The organism is Sphingomonas sp. DMC8 (genome assembly GCF_056314185.1).
The window spans coordinates 129,559-147,451 of record NZ_JBQUYV010000004.1 but is presented as its reverse complement, the minus strand read 5'-3'; the positions used below and the strand labels follow the sequence as shown (position 1 = coordinate 147,451).

At 65.8% G+C, this 17,893-nt stretch carries 20 protein-coding genes and 1 pseudogene; all 21 read right to left on the bottom strand.

The features are described 5' to 3' along the window. Positions 1 to 33: 33 nt before the first annotated feature. The 21 genes and pseudogenes from ACT53K_RS10195 to ACT53K_RS10095 all read right to left on the bottom strand — a co-directional run bounded on the left by ACT53K_RS10195 (position 34) and on the right by ACT53K_RS10095 (position 17,890). Positions 34 to 666, bottom strand: a complete 633-nt coding sequence (locus tag ACT53K_RS10195; RefSeq protein WP_476228510.1) for a hypothetical protein — start codon at positions 664 to 666, stop codon at positions 34 to 36. Positions 667 to 743: 77 nt separating this feature from the next. Then, a complete protein-coding gene (locus ACT53K_RS10190) occupies positions 744 to 1,349 on the bottom strand; it encodes a hypothetical protein (protein WP_476228509.1) in 606 nt (201 codons plus the stop codon). 258 nt (positions 1,350 to 1,607) lie between these two features. Continuing rightward, on the bottom strand, positions 1,608 to 2,300 hold the full coding sequence (locus tag ACT53K_RS10185; RefSeq protein ID WP_476228508.1) for a hypothetical protein: 693 nt from the start codon (positions 2,298 to 2,300) through the stop codon (positions 1,608 to 1,610). A 4-nt stretch (positions 2,301 to 2,304) separates the two neighbouring features. Then, positions 2,305 to 3,543 (bottom strand): hypothetical protein, encoded by a 1,239-nt coding sequence (locus ACT53K_RS10180; RefSeq protein ID WP_476228507.1) that lies wholly within the window; start codon positions 3,541 to 3,543, stop codon positions 2,305 to 2,307. A 15-nt stretch (positions 3,544 to 3,558) separates the two neighbouring features. Next, positions 3,559 to 3,993 (bottom strand): hypothetical protein, encoded by a 435-nt coding sequence (locus ACT53K_RS10175; protein ID WP_476228506.1) that lies wholly within the window; start codon positions 3,991 to 3,993, stop codon positions 3,559 to 3,561. Continuing rightward, the gene (locus tag ACT53K_RS10170) at positions 3,993 to 4,322 is read right to left on the bottom strand and encodes a hypothetical protein (RefSeq protein ID WP_476228505.1); all 330 of its coding nucleotides are present in this window, start codon (positions 4,320 to 4,322) and stop codon (positions 3,993 to 3,995) included. The genes ACT53K_RS10175 and ACT53K_RS10170 overlap by 1 nt, the downstream gene beginning before the upstream one ends. Further along, on the bottom strand, positions 4,319 to 4,513 hold the full coding sequence (locus ACT53K_RS10165) for a hypothetical protein (protein ID WP_476228504.1): 195 nt from the start codon (positions 4,511 to 4,513) through the stop codon (positions 4,319 to 4,321). The genes ACT53K_RS10170 and ACT53K_RS10165 overlap by 4 nt, the downstream gene beginning before the upstream one ends. Positions 4,514 to 4,585: 72 nt before the next feature. After that, positions 4,586 to 4,912 carry a DUF2190 family protein gene (locus ACT53K_RS10160; RefSeq protein ID WP_476228503.1) on the bottom strand — a complete coding sequence of 109 codons (327 nt, stop codon included), beginning with the start codon at positions 4,910 to 4,912 and terminating at the stop codon, positions 4,586 to 4,588. A gap of 6 nt (positions 4,913 to 4,918) precedes the next feature. Then, positions 4,919 to 5,224 (bottom strand): hypothetical protein, encoded by a 306-nt coding sequence (locus tag ACT53K_RS10155; RefSeq protein WP_476228502.1) that lies wholly within the window; start codon positions 5,222 to 5,224, stop codon positions 4,919 to 4,921. Positions 5,225 to 5,248: 24 nt separating this feature from the next. Continuing rightward, entirely contained in the window at positions 5,249 to 7,387 is a 2,139-nt protein-coding gene (locus ACT53K_RS10150) for a prohead protease/major capsid protein fusion protein (protein WP_476228501.1), read from the bottom strand. A 12-nt stretch (positions 7,388 to 7,399) separates the two neighbouring features. Next, the gene (locus ACT53K_RS10145) at positions 7,400 to 8,830 is read right to left on the bottom strand and encodes a phage portal protein (RefSeq protein WP_476228500.1); all 1,431 of its coding nucleotides are present in this window, start codon (positions 8,828 to 8,830) and stop codon (positions 7,400 to 7,402) included. Next, positions 8,827 to 9,036 carry a phage head-tail joining protein gene (locus ACT53K_RS10140; RefSeq protein WP_476228499.1) on the bottom strand — a complete coding sequence of 70 codons (210 nt, stop codon included), beginning with the start codon at positions 9,034 to 9,036 and terminating at the stop codon, positions 8,827 to 8,829. Before ACT53K_RS10140 ends, ACT53K_RS10145 begins: the two co-directional genes overlap by 4 nt. After that, a complete protein-coding gene (locus ACT53K_RS10135; RefSeq protein WP_476228498.1) occupies positions 9,036 to 11,195 on the bottom strand; it encodes a terminase gpA endonuclease subunit in 2,160 nt (719 codons plus the stop codon). The genes ACT53K_RS10140 and ACT53K_RS10135 overlap by 1 nt, the downstream gene beginning before the upstream one ends. Next, positions 11,137 to 11,730 (bottom strand): hypothetical protein, encoded by a 594-nt coding sequence (locus tag ACT53K_RS10130; RefSeq protein ID WP_476228497.1) that lies wholly within the window; start codon positions 11,728 to 11,730, stop codon positions 11,137 to 11,139. Before ACT53K_RS10130 ends, ACT53K_RS10135 begins: the two co-directional genes overlap by 59 nt. A 381-nt stretch (positions 11,731 to 12,111) precedes the next feature. After that, complete coding sequence (locus ACT53K_RS10125) at positions 12,112 to 12,597, bottom strand: DUF6362 family protein (protein WP_476228496.1); 486 nt, start codon at positions 12,595 to 12,597, stop codon at positions 12,112 to 12,114. A 291-nt stretch (positions 12,598 to 12,888) separates the two neighbouring features. Next, the gene (locus ACT53K_RS10120) at positions 12,889 to 14,463 is read right to left on the bottom strand and encodes a DNA primase family protein (RefSeq protein ID WP_476228495.1); all 1,575 of its coding nucleotides are present in this window, start codon (positions 14,461 to 14,463) and stop codon (positions 12,889 to 12,891) included. A gap of 499 nt (positions 14,464 to 14,962) precedes the next feature. Further along, positions 14,963 to 15,184, bottom strand: a pseudogene (locus tag ACT53K_RS10115) (DUF2312 domain-containing protein); the annotation flags it as partial. Beyond that, positions 15,181 to 16,317: a CHC2 zinc finger domain-containing protein gene (locus ACT53K_RS10110; protein ID WP_476228494.1), complete on the bottom strand. Its 1,137-nt coding sequence runs from the start codon at positions 16,315 to 16,317 to the stop codon at positions 15,181 to 15,183. The gene ACT53K_RS10110 and the pseudogene ACT53K_RS10115, both read right to left, overlap by 4 nt. Before the next feature lie 110 nt (positions 16,318 to 16,427). Then, a complete protein-coding gene (locus ACT53K_RS10105) occupies positions 16,428 to 17,135 on the bottom strand; it encodes a hypothetical protein (RefSeq protein ID WP_476228493.1) in 708 nt (235 codons plus the stop codon). Between the two features lie 129 nt (positions 17,136 to 17,264). Beyond that, a complete protein-coding gene (locus tag ACT53K_RS10100) occupies positions 17,265 to 17,456 on the bottom strand; it encodes a hypothetical protein (protein ID WP_476228492.1) in 192 nt (63 codons plus the stop codon). Further along, entirely contained in the window at positions 17,456 to 17,890 is a 435-nt protein-coding gene (locus ACT53K_RS10095; RefSeq protein ID WP_476228491.1) for a hypothetical protein, read from the bottom strand. The genes ACT53K_RS10100 and ACT53K_RS10095 overlap by 1 nt, the downstream gene beginning before the upstream one ends. Positions 17,891 to 17,893 lie beyond the last annotated feature (3 nt).

Genomic DNA, 17,893 nt, shown 5'->3' with positions numbered 1-17,893 from the left:
ATTGTGGAAAGAGCAGGAAAGCGGACGCGCGCCTTATCGAAGGGCGGCAACCTCAGCGAAAAATTCGGACGGCAGCGCTTCCCGCGCCGCCGCCAGTACATCGTCGATCGACACCGCCCCGCGCAGCCGGAATTGCGGGATCAATACGAAGACCGGCCCCTTCGGCACGCGCTTGCGCGAACCCGGCGGCGCGAACGCCATCAGGACCGGCGATTTGCCCGGCCGCGCCATCAGCCGCAGGCCAAGCCCGGTACGCTGCTGCCATTCGCGCGGCGTGATCATATATTGCGTGGCTTGGCTGCGCACAGAGCGCGGTTGGATGCCGACGGCATCGGTAGGCACGGCAAAGAAGCCGCCCCGAGCAGGCTGCGCCGTTCCGGACTGCGTCCAATAGATCAGCGCGCCCTGTGTGCGATAACTGCCATTGCCAAAGATTTCGCCTGTCGGGTTTCGGGCAACGCCGGTGCGCGGATACACATCGGATTTCCATGCGCGCGCCAGCCTGCCGCCGCCCGCCGCAGCGGTCGCCGCCTCAAGATCCTTTTCGCCCCTGCGCGTGGCGGTGGCGACGGCACGCTTGGCCGCACCCAGATAGGCGCGAACCATGCTATCCCCTTCACGGCTGAGCGCGGCGCCGTCCATGATGAGATCGACGCCATCCGCCACCACCGCCCCCAAAACAAGAAAGGGCTCCCGGGTCGCCCCGGAAGCCCTGTCGATTGCGCCGCGCCGGTGGCGGCCTGTTACTGCTGCGTACCCGCCGCCTTTTCCACCGGCACCACCAGCGGCGGCGGGGCAGATGCAGCGCCGAACGACAGCGGCACGTCTTCGTCGATAAAGCCCTTTACCGGCGTACCCACCGCCAGCTTCGCACTGGTGCCGGTGGTGAAGAAGCCCGCCACCGGCAGGAACGCCACGGCGCCAACCACACCGGCCGTGCCCGTAGTGCCCTTTTCGTCAAAATTGCCGGTCAGGCGAATCTGCCGGCCGTTGAGCAGCGCATAGAGCACCCGCGCATTGATGTGCCCGGATTTGCCCCACATGCCCTTGTTGCGCACATCGGTCACTTCGCCGAAGGCCGGCGTGCCGGCGGGGATGACGACGTGACCGTCGACCATCACATTTTCCGCCACCTCCAGATGGAAGCGGTATCCCACCTTCAGCTTCTTGCCCTTGGTGGTGAGTTCTTCACTCAGCCGCAGCGGCACTTCCGTGCCGACGCGCAGCACCGCGCCAGTAGCCGGTGCCGCCGGCACGGCCACCGCCGGCTGCGCCTGTACCTGTGCCTGCGCCGTACCGGCGATGCACATGGCCGCCGCGAGCGTCGCAGCCCATTTCACGTTCTTCATCTTGTCCCCCGTTCTTCAGCCTTGCCGAGGGCGCGGAACCTATTGCCGTACACAGCAGGGAAACAGTCAGTGCGCGGGAGAGAAAGGTTCATTCCGGCGCTTTCTCCATCGCCTCCAGCAGGGCGAAGGCGTCGAGTAAAGCAGCTGGCTGTTCCCCCACGCTGCCGGGGCATGGCAGCCCCCGGCCACCCAGGGGCGAGGCGTAGCGGTTGGACAGAAAATACAGGTCCACCACAGGCCACACCCATGCCGGCAGCGTCAGGCGCGGGTTTTCCGGCCAGCGGTCGCCTTCGATTTCCCACCCCTCGCCGGCCGTGAGGCCGAAGGCGAAGTCTTCTGGCCGTCGCCGGACGGTGACGGCCGCGCGGAGTTTTTTTCCTGTCCCCCGCCGAATTGCAGGTTGAAGGCCGCGTTGCCTGCGAAGCGCAGCGTGAACTGATCGATGCGGCGCAGCGCCGCATCCGCCACCAGGCCATCCTTGCCGCGCGCATAGTCGATCGGGTGGCCATGTTCGTCGGCCAGATTTTCCCAACCGGTGCAGAAGCGCTGCAACGCGACGATCGGCGCCAGCTCGCGCCGGCGGCGGGTCTGTTCGACCAGATCGGCATAGGCCGGCCAGTGATCGACCAGCAGCGTATCGACCTGTTCGACCAGCGCCTTGTCTTCCGCGCTGAACCGGGCCTGTTCCTCCGCATCGGCGCCGAACAGTTCCAGCAGGCGTTCGAAGGCGGGATCGCCGGCGAACAGGGCGCGGATGCCGTCCATCTGCACGGCGCGCAGGTGGAAATCATAGACGACGGCGGCGCGCAGCCGGCCGTCCAGCACGGCATTCATTTCGCCGCGTTCGATGGTGCTGCCGGCGCGCAGGTGGAACACCGGGGCGTCGGGCTGCCCTTCCAGCCAGGGCGGCGTGAAGGGCAGCGTTGCGGTGGTGCTTGTCAGGATCGTCATGGAATCACCAGAAGCAGATCACGACATCGCCATCGCGATTGGCGCTGTCGCGGGCAAGCGGGTTGATCGCCTGATAGTTGATGGTTTCCGACCGCAGCTTGCCGCGCGTGGCCGGCGTCGCATCGGTGGGCTGGGCCAGCGGGAGCAGCAGCGACCAGCGATTGCCGTTGACCGAACCGAACTGAAGCGCCGCCGGATATTGGGAAAAGGCGGCGATATCGGCGAGCACGTTGCGCGTGCCCACGAACGTCATCAGCGGATCGACCTGCAGCACCTGGGCGCGATCGGCAATCTGGCCGGTGCCGAAGCCATAGGTGGTGTTGGGATCGTCCGGCGTTTCGATCTGGCCGCCGTTCTTCAGGCTCCACTTGCTGATCGGCAGGTTCTTGTTCGCGATCTGGATCGCGGCGCTGGTGTTCGCCCCCTGCACCAGTAGCGGCGCGGACTGGCCCGGATAGACGATACCGGTGGGAATGGCCGCGTCGCTGCGGCCCAGATACACGCCGGTGAAGCTGAAGGTCGCCATGCCCGGGCGGGCGCTGGAGCCTTCCAGATCGAGCGTGCCGCGGCAGTCGCCCCACTTATGCAGGACGCCGTCCTCGTAATACCAGATGGTCGCGCAGGGGTGCATGGTGGCGCGCGAGGTGCTGTCGACCGGCGACGTGGGCGCATAGGTCCAGTTGGCCGGGATCGCGCCGGTGTTGCTGGTGCTGAGCGCCGAGCCGAACGTCTCGCTCAGCGTCGCGACCTTCGCCGCCGTATAGTCGGTGATCAGCGGCGTGCGGCCCGCCGCCGGCGCGCCGGTGAGGACGAGCGGCATGCCGCGATAGGCCTGGGCGGTCGCCGCCGCGCCGGTGCCCAGCGTGGCGGTGCTGGCGGTGCCGGCGGTGAGCGCGGCGGCGGCAAGCGCGGCGGTGAACTGGCCGAGCCAGCCGCAAGCCGACAGCGGCGCGTGATGCGGCGGCTTGACGCTGGCGCTGTAGGTCGCACCGGCGCCAGCGCCCTTCATGCGGGCGCGGAAAGTGAAGGTTGCAGCCTGGCCGATCACCAGCGGCGCGCCCGCAGCCAGCGTGCCGGTCGCTTCGGTGGTGGCTTCCGTCTTGTACGGGCTGTTGAAGTCGATCGACTCTTCCTCATACGGGATCACGTCGGTCGCGGCCGAGGGGGTGGCATAGGTGCCTTCGGCGCTCTGCAGCGCGATCAGCAGCAGCCCGTTGCCGGGCCGGAGTACAGGATCTGGCATGGTGGTCTCCTAGTTTCAGGCCGGCAGCGCCGGGTTGGAGCGGTTGGTGAGGAACTGGACTGCGAAGTCCTGGACGAAGCCGAGGCGGCGGCGCGCGGCCAGCTCGGCGGTCATCATGCGAAGGTCGCCGTCTTCGACGATCTCCACAACGCCAGGCAGCTGCGCCGGCAGGCCGAGCAACGCGGCGACGACAGCGGCCTGCATCGCCGTGCGCGCGGCGGTGGGCGCGGTGCCGTCGAGGCCGTCGACATAGCCTTCGACGGCCAGGTGCATTTCGTAGCGCGTGGCGCCCCATTCGCGCTCGACCACCCGGTGACCGAGATCGAACAGGGCGCCCGCAGGGAAGCTGTCCGGATCGCCAGCGGGCTCCAGCTCCCAGCCGGTGCCCGGCGTCGCGGCCTGGAGCAGCGTCATCGCCTTGGCGAGGATGTTGTCGCGAACGGTGGGCATCACGCCGCTCCCGCATCGGCAACGATCAGGCGCCAGCGGCCCAGCTCGGGACGCCAAGTGGCCTGTTCGACCAGCCAGCGCCGGCCGCGATGCGTGAAGCTGTTCGTCTTGCGCGGATCGGCCGTCATGCCGCTGGCGACGGGATCGACCTCATATTCGACGCGGCGGAGGGAATTGCCCTGGACGTGCGTGTCGAATTCGTCCGCCGGGCCATCCAGCCGCACGGCCTGGACCGGCTGCGCAACGAGCCCGGCGCCGGTGTAGATCAGCGCATCGGGATCCTGCATCACGCCGTCGATCGCGCGCATGGCCTGATCCCAGATGCTCATTCGCCGCCTGCCTGCGCCCTGGCGCCACGCGCGGCCTTCGGCGTGATCTCGACCGCAAGGGTGCGATCGAGGAGTGACTGCGCGACATCGGTGGCGATTTCGTCGTCCGCCTCACCCGCGGTGAGGAGGCTGCCGGCATCGCGGAAGTTTCCGGCGTTGTCCGTCGCGGCGATGTAGGTCTGGATCTGCATGGGATACCCCTGAAAACGGAACGGGCGCCACAGACTCGCCGCGGCGCCCGTTCAGGTGCGGGAGGAAGGCGTTTAGAAGCAGGGCTCGATAAACAGATCGATCGTTGCAGCCCCTGCAATCACCGTGGACTGGAAGATGCCGATCTTGGTGTTACCGCTCGCGACATTGGTGACGACGCGATTGGTGTTGTCCCAGTACGCCAGCGTCTTCCGCGTGATGGCAACAGCCGCCTTCGGCAGGGTCACCATGCCGCGAACCAGCCCCTGCACTGCGGCACCGCTCGCCGCGTCCGCTGCCGCCACGGCAAACTGCGCGCCGTCAAGGAACCCCTGGCCACTCGTGAGCGCGTACGGCGCGATGCAGGGGATTACATCGCCCTTCTGAATGAAGTTCTTCATCTTTCCTTACTCCTGTGCAGGCCGGCCAGCGCGCGCTGCGGCAATCTTGTCGAGAATCTGGGCTTTGCTGGTGGCGCCCGAAAGATCGACTTCCTCAGCCGCAGCTACCTGTCTGAGAGAGGCGATAGTCATCGACCCAAGGTCTTCGTCGCCGACTTCCTCAGTATCGAACTCCGCAGAAATAGCGCTACCTTCTTCAAGGTATCGCTCGGCGGTAGCGACATCGATGGAGATTACGCCTTCGTTGGGATAGCGAACCGCGCCATCAATGACTTTCGGCCCCAGCAGGCAGATCAGCTTTTTCTGTACCATGACACGTACTCCTTCTGATCAAACTTACAGACCGGGATTCTTGTACATGCTGCGATATTCGACGATCGCAGCGCCGACATCGAGACGGGCCTTGGTCTTGACGCCGTCGACGTCGAACCCGGCCTGGGTTTCGATGAACAGACCTTCCTGGCCTTCGAGGTGCGACAGTTCGATCGTATCGGCCGCGGCCGGATCGGCGAACAAGTACCAGGACTTGTCGGTGATGCGCGGCTCAACGAGCAGCTGAAGCTTCGACACGAACGGGTTGACGTTCGACGTCTGCGTGGCCGCGACGGCCGTGAGAAACTGCTCCGCCTTGGTCTGCAGCAGCGGACCGACCGCCAGGAAAGCAGGCCGGATGGTGATGAAGCCACCTTCAGCGCTGCGTTGCTGCGCCATGGCGCCCCGTCCGGCCGCAACGGCGTCAACGGTGAGGTCGGTGCCCGAGGCCGCGAGATTCCCGTGCTGCGCGGAGAACAGGGCATAACCATCGGGCAGCGTCACATTGCCGAAGATCAGCCCCCAGACGAGGTCGCTTTCCAGGTCGCGCGCCTTGGTGCCGAACTTGTCCGGGATCTTGGCGAAGAGGCGCTTGTCGTCGTTGATGATCGCCTGACGGGTGAGCGCGATGATGCGACCATAGGTCTGCAGCTTGTACGACATGCCGGTATCGGACATGGCGCCGTAGGTGAATTCACCATTTTCGGGCACCAGCAGCAACTGCGGCGCATCGCCCAAGCCGACGATGTTGGTCGGCTTGAAATCCGGGAGCGTTCCCTGCGACACGATAGGGGTGAAGGACTGCGGCGCCGTCTGATAGGCTTGCCGCACGCGCTTGCCGATGGCGCTGGAAAGGGCATTTGCGAAATCGCTGGTATTCTGGGCGCCGAAGCGGAGGCCAAGGGCCGCGCCGGCGATTTCCAGCTTGCCCATGCCGCGCGGGTTAACGCCGCTGCGCTGGAGGTAGTCCCGAGCGAGTTCGAGCAGCGACAGGCCGCGGAACTCATAGGCGAGATCGAGATCGCGCTGCTCGAACTGCGCGCGCGTGTCTGCGCGGAGCGTGACGGCGACCTCGAGGGCGCGACGATAGTCTTCGCTTTCCGTGCCCGCCGGCCCGACGCGCACATCAATGCGCGGTTGCAGGCGCTGATCGAGCAAACGCTCGCTGATGGCGCGCTCGAATTCCGCCTCGCCAAGCGGCGTCGTCTCATTACGCTCGATCAGTTCGAGGGCGAAGTCGCTGCCGAGATCGGCCGAGCGCGCGCAACGTTCGCGGATCTGACGAGCCGTGATGCGGCCTGCGGTAGGTGCAGGCGGTTCAGCCACCGGCGGGGCCGCGAGCTGTGCGCGCTCGGAAGGTGCTGCCGGGGCCGCGCCAATCGCCGGCGCGCTGGTGGAGGAGGGTGCGGCTGCAGCCGCGCCGCCCGGGAGGTTGCGTCGCATATCTTCTTCCTCTTCGATGGTACCGTGCGATGAAGTCCCAGGAGCCGACCGAACCACGGCGTTCGGATCGGCGGGAACGGGAACGAAGCTCGCCTCGAGCAACTCCCAGGCGGTTGCCCGCCAGGTATCGAGATCCGCGTTCGTAGTGTTGGTGGTGATCGTCCAGGTGGTGACCCGGTAGCCGATCGAGATCGCGCGCAGCTCGCCGCGCGCGACACGCGCCTCGATTAGCTGGCCCTCATCGGTCTGGTCGAATTGCACCACACCGACCAACTGCGCTTTTTCGATCCGGGCCGAGACGACGCGGCCGATTTGGGCAGAAAGCTCGTACTGGTTGTGCGTGTCCAGCAGCGGACAGACGCCAGCCTCGACACGGCTGAGATCAACCGCCGCCTCGCTGATCTCAAGCTCTTCGATGAAGTAGTAGCGCTGAACCGCTGCGCCGGAGGACAGAACCACCTCGACCGTGTGATTGTCGGCGTCGTAGCTGCCGGGAACAATGGCCAGGCTGCGCTCGCCACGCCCGCCGGCCTGCGGCTGGCGGCGCTCCTCTACCTGGTCTGTGGTGGGCGCATTGCGGGTGAGCATCGGCACCGCCAGATCGACGGCGAGCGCATTGCTCCGGGCGTCTGCCGCAGCAATCAAACCCGACCCGGTGAGAAAAGCGAGCGCACGCGGGGGCGGCACCGCGCGCGGCGGCGCTGGCTTGCGACGTTCCATTGTTGTCTCCTTTTAGGCCTGCTGACCTGATTTTGCGGCCTGCGCCGCTGCCGCTTCGGCGGGGTCACCCTGGAAATAGAGTTTCTTCTCGCGCTGGAAGGCGAGATCGCGCGCAGTCTCTTCGAGATGCGTGTCGTGATCGACCCCCCGCGCCGCGAGCAGCGCACGACGATTTTCCAGCCCAAGTTCCATTTCGAGCTGATCGGCTTTGGCATCGCCGAGCCGGTCGATCGTCTTGCGCGGCGGCGGCGCCCAGCGGATTTCATAGGTGCGCTTGCCGGTACGGCCGAATTCATACGCGGCCTGACAGAACCAGTCCCACACACGATCGAGTCCGACCGGGATCAACGTGTTCCACTGCACGCGCGAGATGAACGTATCGAACTCCAGCGCGCCTGCCCGATAGGACGAGAAATTCACGTTCGACAGGTCACCGGTCATGTGCTCGTAGGTGACCAACATGCCGGCGGCGGCGGCGAGCAGCTGGATCTTGACCGCATCGCCCAAGCCTCCCGCCGGCTTCGGATCGCTGAACTTGATGTCCTCGCCCTGTTCCAGGGTGAACAACATGCCGGGCTCTATAGTGTCGACCGGCGGACGCCCGCCGCCCTGCTCTTCGCGTTCGCCGGTCGGGCGATCTTCGGCGTCGGGGCTCAGCGTGCGGAAGCCGGCGAAGCACGCATCGATCTTGCGGCGAACGAGATCGGCGTCGAGCGTTTCGTCGATATCGTCGAGCCGCTTTACCACCGGCTCGAATACTGAGACGCCGCGCGGCTGGCCCACCTCCTCTTCAATGAAGAGGTGGATCACGTCCTCGGCCTTGAAGAACACGGGAGGCTTCGAACCGCGATAACGGAGGCGCGCCTGCTGGAACCAGTATCCTACGACGTTGCCGTTGCCATCGTACTGGATGCCATCCTCGATATTTTCGCCGAACTTGTCGGTAGCGAGCATTCCTGCATCGACCAACTGGATGCGAAACGGCAGCACCGCGGCGCCCTTGACCCAGCGGCGAAGGATGAACACCTCGCCTTGGCGAAACATGGTGCGGACCGCCAGTTCCTGCTGGCCGTATAAGTTTAGCCGACCGCGATAGTCGCTGACCTTCACCCAATCCTGCCAGAGCTTGCTCAGCGTCTTTGGGCCTTTTGGCGTGCCGGTGATGCCCCAGCCCACGGCGTTGTTCACCAGCGCATTCAGCGCCTTCTTTCCATAGGGGTTCTGGGAAGCGAGACGAAGCACGGTGGCGCGATCGAGATAGCGACGCGGACGGGCATCGTCCGGGTTGCCGCTGTTCAAGTCGAAGCTGCCGCCGCTGGCTCGGGTCTGACGCATCTGCCGCCGCTCGATGGCGGTCAGCCCCTGCAGGCGAACCCGCGACATTGCCCGTCGCTCGGCGAGGCGCGGCGAGATCGCGGCAATGGAGCGCTCCAACCAGTTCATCGGCGCACCTTCAGGACAGCTACGCGGGTGCGGCGTGCGCCCCGGGCAACGTCGCGATCCAGCTCCGCCTTGATCGTGTTCCGCACGGCGAGCAGCTCCCCCGCATTCTGGTATTCGGTCGAGCGGCCGTCCGCGAAGGTCACCTTGCGGACGTTGCTCTTCAGAGCCTGATCGACGATGTCGAGGTCGGCTTCTGTCCAGGCCATCAGCGTTTTCCGATCCAATTCCCGTTCCGCTTGGTGAAGCGATTGACGGTGTTGCGTTTCGACGTGGGCACGGTTGGTGCCAGTTTCGTCGGTGCCGGCGATGCCGGCGGCGTGGGTGCGGCAGGCCGTGGCGGTGCGCCGGGCACTCCATCACCCGCCTGCCGTTCCGGCGCCGGGAGCGGCAACGCCGCCTGATCCGGCACGCGGAATTCCTTGGGCACCCAGCGCGCATGGGTACGCGACTGGGCGAAGGGTGGCCGCAGGATGGCGGCATAGGCATAGACCAGCAGATCCCACGTTTCGTTGCGGGGCCTGATCTTTTCCCACTTGCCCTTCTTCAGCTCTTCGGCCGTGATTTCCTCGACATGCTGGTCGAGCAGGCGGCCGGTGGCGCCTTCATCCTGCCCCGGTTTCAGCTTGCCGCCGCCCGTCTTGCCGCCGGGCAGGTGGATATAGCCCGGGCCGGGTTTCGGCCGGCGCAGGCGCGCGTCGATGATGCCCTTGATCCGGTGGACATTGGGCAACCACAATTCGGCCGAGGTGCGCTTTGCGCCGCCCTGCCGCTTCTGTTCCGCGAACTTCGCGCGGGGCATCAGCTCGCCACCCGCGCTGCTGCCGCCCTTGGTGAGCGTGATGCGGTTGCGATGGATGCCGGCGGCGCGCGCCAGCTCCCACAGCGCCTTGGCGAACTCCGCTGCGCCCTCGCCCTTTGCGCCGCCGCCGCCGATGTCCATCTGCACAGTGAGCGGCGGCGGCGACATGCCGGAACCATCCGCCAGCGGATAGCGCCGCTCCCACAGCGGCAGCATCACCCGGGCATGTTCCGGATGGCTGAACGGCGCCAGCGTGGTAAGCCCATCCTCCAGCACATCGGTGGACCAGCGATCGACGATCCAGCCTTCGATCCCTTCGCCGAATGCCATCGCCAGATGTTCCAGGCGATTGTTCTGCACGTCGGTGGCGATAACCCAGAATTTCGCGCCGGCCGGCATCAGGCCAAGGTGCAGGCCCAGCTCGCGCCGGGCCTTCAGCGTGTCCGTCTCAATCGGCTTTTCGCCGGAGTGTTTGGAGCGGTAGTTCTTGCCGGCCTGTGTGTTCACTACCGTGCGCAGCGCGCTTTCATCCTGCCGCAGCTCCCATGCAATCTGCGCCTCTCGCCATTTGCGGGCCAGTGTCGGCCAGGTGGGAAGCGCCATCAGGCCATCCACCCGGAAGGTGCGGCGACGCTTCGACACGCCGGGGTTCGCCTGGACGAAGCCATGGTTGGGCAGCCGCGCGCAGCTCTCGTGCAGCTTGCGGCGGTCGCCCGGTTCCAGAACGCAGCCGTTGGCCGGGCAGATCACATGCGCGGTTTCTTCCGCCAGATCGGCAGTGCCGCTGGTATCGAAGCGCAGGTCGCGCAGGAAATCTATTTCGAACCGGTCGCCGCAGTGCGGGCATTCGGGCCACAGGCGTTCATCGGTGCCGTCGGCGACGAAGGCTTCGATGCCGCTCTTTTCGTCCTTGGCGGGCGAGCTGCTGATGTACTTCTTTTCGCGGCCTTCATGGCTGATGAAACGACCGTCGAGCAGCGCGATGCCCGAACCTTGGCCGCCTTCGCCGCCGGTTTCGCCGATATTGTCGTCATACTGGTCGTAATCGTCCAGCCAACCGAAGCGGATCGACAGCTGGGTAAACTGCGCCGGCACGGGCCAGACGGTGGTGAGCACCATGCCCTGAAACAGCTTGATCCACTGGTTGTTCGCGTTGTCGACCGGGCGAAGCTTCGCTTCCACCGTGGGTGTGGCGGACACCATCGGGTCCAGCCGGCCCTTCACGAACTTTTCCGCCATCAGCCGGTCGGGCTGGCAGACCAGCGTGTCGGACGGGTCGGTATCGACGATCCAGCCCAGCCAGTCCGTGCCGATCGTCGTGGCGCCGCACTGCGCCGGCTTGATGATGCCGATTTCCGACGTGGCCGGATCGCCCAGCGCCAGACGCACCTCGCTCTGCCAGGGCAGCGTGTCCGGATCGTACCCGCGATACTTGATCGACCATTCGAGCAGGTTCAGCTTTTCGCGTGGGCGGCAGAAATGTGCCACCCGGCGCAGGATGTCGCCCCTATCGGGAAAGGGCGGAATCACCCAACGGGGCGGCGGGATCGTCGCTGCCGTCGCCAAGCTGCTTGCTCCAATTCTCCATTGCATCGGCAAGCGACGCCTGGTCGGCGTGCATCAGCCGTTCGATCGCCGTGATCTGGTCGCGGCTAAGGTCGATTTTTTTCGCCAGCCGGGCCGCGAAGGTCGCCTGCTTCTGCTGGAACCGGCCCAGTATATCGGCCAGCGACGCGACCACTTCCGCCAGCGGCACCAGCTCGCGGCGCTTTTCCATAAGTTTGGTGGCGATCAGTTCCTCTTCCAGAAGCGCCTTGCGCTCCTGAATGGACAACCCCGATTGCGGCTGGGCCGCCACGCCGATTCCCATGTCCAGCGCGAGCTGGCGGATGTCGTCGGCACGCTGCCGCGCTTCCTCGGCCTTGCGCTCTTCCTCGGCTCGCCATGCCGCGATAGCGCCCGGGATGTCGATTTCATACGCATCGCCGTTCGACCCGCGCTTGATGATCCACGGCTGGTCCGGCTGCGCCTGCAGCCATTTCCGCAGCGTAGGTTCCGAAGCCAGCCCAGTTGCGGCGAGATCGGCCAGATTACCGCGCATCGCTCAACCCAAACCGAAAGAACAACAACAAGCCGAGGAAAAATAACCGATACTCGCACGCAACTCGCCTCCGGCCCCCGTATAGCGGGCGGGCCGGGGAAGGACCCAAGGCACCCCCACCCCTACCACCGCGATGCGGCAGGGGGTGGCTGGGTGCAGCGGCACCGGCATGGGTCGCTCCGACCGCGCGCGTCCGCCCGAGCCATGCCGTGGGCAGAGGCGCGGACGTGTCGGTGGCGATGCGAGGAAGCCGGGGGCCGATGCGGTGCGGCACCGACGCCGCATGCGACTGCCCCAAGGCTATCGGCTGGATAGCCCAAATCGGCGCCGGGGCGGACATCTGAAATTTCGTCGAACGCACATTCTACCCCTTGACTGCCTCTACTTGCGGTTTTCTGCGGCGTTGAGGGCGCGGCAGATGCCGGTCAGTGCACGGCCATAGCGCTTGCGATAGGCGTCCGGCTGCGCCACGCGCCCGAAGCGGTCAGCGATCCACACCCATTCCGGCCGCGCCACCCGCTGCAACTGGGCGAGCACCATGCCGACCAGCTTTCGGTCGCGTTCGGGCACGTGCTCCAGCCAGCCCAACGCTTCCTCCATCTGCCCCACTTCATGCGACGACAGCCCGGGCAGCACAGGCCGCGCATCGGCATCCATGTCGCCATAGTCCCCGAATGCGTTGTGCCGGCGAACGTCCGGCCAGATCGCCTGGACCCGCTGCCATCCCCGCTCCCGATCGGGCAGGCGGGCGAGAAAGGCCCACGCCTCCACCAGCCGATCCTGCACATCCGTGAACGTCCAGCCCAAAGTGGAACCGAATTCGCTGCTCCGCGCCTTTGCTGCATTGGAGAAGTTAGAAGTATTCATCTTTCCCTCTTTGATTATAGAACGGACAGACAGATGGTTGTGGGCATATCGCGCATGCATGCGCGCCCACATGAGCAGGTTATCGACGAAACAGTCTGTACTGTCCGGACTGTCCGCAACTCACGTTCTTCTGCGGCTTTGCGCTACGGACAGTTAACGGACAGACGGACGGTTTAAACACCTATTGCGCTAATGCTTTCACTCTACCAAACTGGCGAGGATTTCATATCGACGCCGCGCACCCCGAAAGCACAGACAGTTCAGGTCAACTGTCCGTTGACTGTCTGTGCCTCAAAGCGGTTCGTTATCATCGAGGGGCCACAGCCCATCATCGGCAAGATCATCGCTACCATCATTGGTAAGCGGCGGCAGCAGCTCGTCGCCCGTGCGCAGGCGCGCGCCGCGCCGCATCTTCCTGCCTTTACTGTCCTTGCCGCACAGGATGATCTGCAAATCACCCAGCTCGCGGCCGAACTTCGTCGAATTCATGATTTCGCTATCGGGCTTATTCTCGGCCTCGCACCATTGCTTGTACGAAGCATAGAGGTCCGCCGACAGTTCGCGCGCCATAGGGTCGCTCATATCCAGCATGGCATGGACCCATTCGGAAAAAGGGTTGGCGGAACGCCGATACTCCTCGATCGCGTCGACCACTTCCTGCGGCTGCTCCAGCCCCTCGTTCAGGTATCCGATGATGCCCTTGATAATCCAGTTCAGCACGCCGCTGGGGCCGCCATTGTCCTCGCGCAGGATGCGGTTGTGCATCCCCTTCACGATCGCCGTGCCCTTGAACTGGTGTCGCCACATCATGATGATGATGCGCCGCCAGATGCCGTCGTCGTCGCCGGTGATGCGCGGTCGCTTGTTCGCCTCCATCACCACCTTGCCGCGCGGCTCGAACTCGCTCTCCGCACCGTACAGCGGACGGTAGGGCACGGGAGAGCCGCCGGTGAATTGCTTCACCCGCTCCTCCGCCATGGCCTTGCCCCGTTTGGGCTCCTGGATGGAGATCAGCCGTGTGTCGCCCACGAATCGCACCAGCTCGGGCGTCGCCCCGCCGGCATCGGTGTCTGGCCCGTCGAGGAAAGTCTGCACCTTGCCGGAGACGGCATAGCTGCCCAGCACAATGCGCAGCGCATTCATCGCGGTCGATTTGCCATCGCCGCCCTTTCCCTGCAGGATGACGAAGATCTGCTCTACGTTGAGGCCCGTGGCGCAATACCCCATCAGCTTCTGGAAGAACCAGCGCACCTCCGGGTTCGGCAACACCGTCTCCATGTGCTTCAGCCACATGGCATTTTCCACCTCGGGTACCCAATCGGCCGCGCATTGCCGTGTCAGTAGGTCCTCGGGGTCGTGCGGGGCGGCGCGCAGCTCCCAGCCATCGGCGCCCTGCACGAAGCGCAGCGTCCGGTTCCGCACGTTCAGCGTCAGCGGATCGGCGTCGAATTCCTCTTCCCGCCGGTTCAGCACGTCCAGGTTCGCCGCCTGCTCCAGCATCGCCTTGGTGCGCGAACTGTCGCCGGACTTGGTCGCATGCTTCGATAGCGCCTCGATCCGCGCCTCCAGCAGATCCTCGGTCATGCCGGCCGGCAGATCGCGGCGATCGAGGCGGTCTTCCAGCGCCTCCATTTCGGCCCGCATGCCGCGCGCTACGTCCATTGCCTTCAGCCGGGCCAGCCGCTCGCCATCATCGCGCGACCAATACCCGTCCGCATAAGCCAGCCACCCCCAGCTGCGCACATAGATCAACAGACCCTGCGCATGCGCCACAAGCCGATCGGCATTGCCCTGGTCGTTCAGTTCCTTCCACGCAAGCGCCCACGGATCCACCACCGCCACCTCAAACCCTGTCCTAGCCGCCATGGCGCTTTCCCTTCCCATCGATATCTACGGCGCGCGCCAGCAACAGCGCGGTGTTCACGCGCTTCCGACGGGCCGATTGTTTCTGTTGCTGCCGGTCATCCCCGGCGAATTTCTCGAACAGCGCCTGGTCGCGCTCGGTCGCCATCCCGGCCTTGGCGTTGTGCGCCTCCACCGTACCGCGATACAGGCCGAAGGTGGCCTCCCCGGCGCGCATCGTCTCCTCGCCATGCTTCGCCACCTTTTCGAACCAGCGAACCACCAAGGCGAGCTGCTTGCTGTCGAAACCTTCCTCTTTGGCAAGCCTGCGCCGCGCGGATTCCTGCGCGCGCAGCAGCGCGATTTCAGCGCGCAGATCGAGCAGGAACAGCACATGCTCCACCAGCGTCGCCGCATGGCCGCGATCCTCCAGCGCCACGATCTCCGCCGTCAGCAGGTCCAGCGCGATCGCTGCCGCATCGGGGCGCAACGCGGTCAGCGCCTCGCGCGCCTCGGCATCTTCCATGCCCAGCGCCGCCTCATAGGTTGCCAGCAGCTCCTCCGCCTCAGCGCGGTGGTGCGGCTCCATCGCCCGCCGCGCGATCAGCTGGCGGATCGTCTTGGTGTCATAGCCCTCCGCCTTGGCTTCGGCATACACGTCGCGAATGTCGTCGGTGATGCCCGCCCGTTCCTCGATCAGCCGCTCGATGCGCTCGACAAAAAGGCGCAGCCTATCCCCGCTCATTGCGCAGCCCTCACCATGTCATTGAAATCCATTCCCATGGGCGGGCGCTCGGCGCGGACCGCCGCCGCGCCGGCATGCCGCCAATGCTGCACCGCCGCCGTGGCGCAGATCCGCGCGCGCTCGGCCTGGTCGATCGTCCCGCGCACCCCGCGATCGCCCCGGCGATATTGCAGCTTCTGGTCGCGCAGCGGCCTCATGTCTGCGTCGACCAGCACCACCGCCTCGGCCGCGCCCTCGATCAGGAACGGCGGGCGCCCCAGATCGGCGCGGATATTCCACATCGGCCACATGCCGTCCTTGCGGACGATGCCGCCCTGCAGATTGTCCAGGCTCAGCGCGGCGGCGGCGGCGCCGTGCCACTGGTTGCGCTGCACCCAACTCCAAACGGTTTCGATGCCTTCGCCCACCACGATGCACCCGCCGGGCCCGTCAGCGGGGCAACCGCTCAGCCACACTGCGCCGCGCTGCAGCCCGCCCCATATCTTGCGCTCGATCTTGTCGCTGCCATCCTGCCGGAGATAGGTGGCATGCACCCCCATCGGCATTCCGCCGCCGTCCACGATCAGTCCCAGCATTGCCGGCGCGCGCCTGCGCACATCACCCTCGGCCGCGCCGACACGCCACGGCACCACCGCCGCCCGAGGGTGGAAGCGCAGCGCCGAAAGCATCCGGAACTGCCGCATGCCGCCAAGCTCCAGCCCGCGCAAAAACAGATAGCGCTCCACGATCGAACCGATCGCCGGCTGCGACGTGCGCCATAGCCACCGCGCCACCTCAACCGAATCGACGAACGGCGAATCCTCCCGCCACCGGCTCTCGCGCTGCGCGATCGCCGCATCGGCCCGGATCGGCTCACCCTCGCGCAGCCGGCGCACGGCCTCCTTGAAGTCGACGCCCTCGGTTTCCTCCACCCAGCGGAACAGGTCGCCATGCGCGCCGCAGCCAAAGCAATGATAGGTGCCCTTGGCATCGCTCACATGGAAGCTGGGCGTCCGCTCCTGGTGAAACGGGCACAATCCCTTAAACCCGCCCGAACTACGCCGCAGCTTCACCTTCTTGCCGATCAGGCCCGAAAGCGAGTGCCGCCGCCGGATGGCGTCGAGATCGGCAAGGCTGGCGGACGGTGAAGACACGTATTCCTCCCGTAGATCGGGCTATTCTGTTTCAGGTGCCGGGTTTCGGGAGGGGCCACCCGGCAAGGCCCGCCAACGACGGGAGAAAGTTGGACCGTCGCCTCCCGATCTCAGGTGGGCACCAGCTCCGCAGGTGCCGTGTAATCCGGATAATCCCCGTCGCACTCCAGCCGCCGCCGGCAAGGCAACAGCCACCGGAATCGCGTGTCCGGCTCTCCCCACACGGCCCCGCGCAGCCAGACGATCCAGCAATAACTGGTCGCACTGCTGGCCTTGGTGCCGGCGACATTGGCGAACGGATCGACCGCGCCGGCGCGGATCAGACGGCCTTTCAGCATCACTACCCGTTCCGCGAATTGCAGCACAAAGGCCGGCGGGTTCGCCAGAAACAGCCCCTCCGCCCGCCCTTCCGATTCCAGAAAGGCAGTACGCACGAGCATCGCGATGCCTCTCCGCGCCACATCGAAGGCAGTGGCGATGAACGATTCCGCCAGGGCAAAAGGCGGGTTGGTGATGACCCAATCCACCTTCGGATAGGTCCAGCCATGGGACGGGAAATCGATCAGTGCATGCTCGCCATAGGCCTGAACGTCGCTGGCAATCACCGTGCCGAAGCGTTCGCGCAGCGGGCGTGCCATGTGCATTTCGCCGCAGGCTGGTTCCCATACCCTCTGTTCGGCCATCGGATCGCCCAGCTCGCGCGCGATCCACTCGGTCAGCGCCCGCGTCGCCCAGGGCGGCGTGGGGAAATAATCGAGCGAGTCATGTGCGACATGCCGGCGCTGCATGACGGCGGTGCTGCGGTTCTGTCCGGTCACTGGCACACCCGGCTGCCCGGCTGCCCGGGGGTGATCCCGCTTGGCGCCGCCAGATCCGCAAACGGAATCCGGATGACGCGCCGTCGGCCGTCTCCCGGAAGCATATCGATCACATATCGTTTGCGCCGGTCAGCCATGCTGCACCACCTGCCCGCACTTGCTGCAGCGGCCGTGCCGCCCCACCGTTTCGGGGTACAGTGCGTCGAACACCGGCCGCATCCGCGCGCGCCAGGCGCGGGCATAGGCCAGGCCCTCCAGGCGTTGCCGCCGGACTTCGGCCATCGCCGCGCCCAGGCGCCGTGCTGTTTCCGCCGCGTCCATCACTCCGCGTCCGCCGCCAGCATCGCGTCGGATGCGCGGAAGGTGAACATCGGCGGCTGGCCGTTCTCGGGGCGGATCGCCTCCACGCGATCGACGGTGAACGGCTCGAATTCCAGCGCGAATAGCCCTTCTGCCGCCGCGCGATTGATGGTCAGCGTGTAATAGTCGAACCGCTTTCCCTTTTGCGCGACGAACGCCCCCCCCTGATCGACGGAAACGCCCACCTTGCCGGCATCCGTGCCGGTGCCGAACATCAGCCGAACCTGCTGCCGGTCGCTCGCGAAACGGGCGCGCCGCGCCAGCCCCATGCCGATCTTCACTTCAATGAAGCGCGTGTCGCGCATCGCCCGGCGCGTACCGACGCGGAGGCCTTCCACCGGCACGCTGGCCTTGGTGTATTTCGGCTTCACATTGTCGATCGTTTCCCAACCCATCGC

What these genes read in the sequence shown, in the direction of transcription:
- ACT53K_RS10190 (WP_476228509.1), bottom strand. Translation starts at nt 1,349, where the DNA reads ATGAAGAACGTGAAATGGGCTGCGACGCTCGCGGCGGCCATGTGCATC.
- ACT53K_RS10185 (WP_476228508.1), bottom strand. Translation starts at nt 2,300, where the DNA reads ATGACGATCCTGACAAGCACCACCGCAACGCTGCCCTTCACGCCGCCC.
- ACT53K_RS10180 (WP_476228507.1), bottom strand. Translation starts at nt 3,543, where the DNA reads ATGCCAGATCCTGTACTCCGGCCCGGCAACGGGCTGCTGCTGATCGCG.
- ACT53K_RS10175 (WP_476228506.1), bottom strand. Translation starts at nt 3,993, where the DNA reads ATGCCCACCGTTCGCGACAACATCCTCGCCAAGGCGATGACGCTGCTC.
- ACT53K_RS10170 (WP_476228505.1), bottom strand. Translation starts at nt 4,322, where the DNA reads ATGAGCATCTGGGATCAGGCCATGCGCGCGATCGACGGCGTGATGCAG.
- ACT53K_RS10165 (WP_476228504.1), bottom strand. Translation starts at nt 4,513, where the DNA reads ATGCAGATCCAGACCTACATCGCCGCGACGGACAACGCCGGAAACTTC.
- ACT53K_RS10160 (WP_476228503.1), bottom strand. Translation starts at nt 4,912, where the DNA reads ATGAAGAACTTCATTCAGAAGGGCGATGTAATCCCCTGCATCGCGCCG.
- ACT53K_RS10155 (WP_476228502.1), bottom strand. Translation starts at nt 5,224, where the DNA reads ATGGTACAGAAAAAGCTGATCTGCCTGCTGGGGCCGAAAGTCATTGAT.
- ACT53K_RS10150 (WP_476228501.1), bottom strand. Translation starts at nt 7,387, where the DNA reads ATGGAACGTCGCAAGCCAGCGCCGCCGCGCGCGGTGCCGCCCCCGCGT.
- ACT53K_RS10145 (WP_476228500.1), bottom strand. Translation starts at nt 8,830, where the DNA reads ATGAACTGGTTGGAGCGCTCCATTGCCGCGATCTCGCCGCGCCTCGCC.
- ACT53K_RS10140 (WP_476228499.1), bottom strand. Translation starts at nt 9,036, where the DNA reads ATGGCCTGGACAGAAGCCGACCTCGACATCGTCGATCAGGCTCTGAAG.
- ACT53K_RS10130 (WP_476228497.1), bottom strand. Translation starts at nt 11,730, where the DNA reads ATGCGCGGTAATCTGGCCGATCTCGCCGCAACTGGGCTGGCTTCGGAA.
- ACT53K_RS10125 (WP_476228496.1), bottom strand. Translation starts at nt 12,597, where the DNA reads ATGAATACTTCTAACTTCTCCAATGCAGCAAAGGCGCGGAGCAGCGAA.
- ACT53K_RS10120 (WP_476228495.1), bottom strand. Translation starts at nt 14,463, where the DNA reads ATGGCGGCTAGGACAGGGTTTGAGGTGGCGGTGGTGGATCCGTGGGCG.
- ACT53K_RS10100 (WP_476228492.1), bottom strand. Translation starts at nt 17,456, where the DNA reads ATGGACGCGGCGGAAACAGCACGGCGCCTGGGCGCGGCGATGGCCGAA.
- ACT53K_RS10095 (WP_476228491.1), bottom strand. Translation starts at nt 17,890, where the DNA reads ATGGGTTGGGAAACGATCGACAATGTGAAGCCGAAATACACCAAGGCC.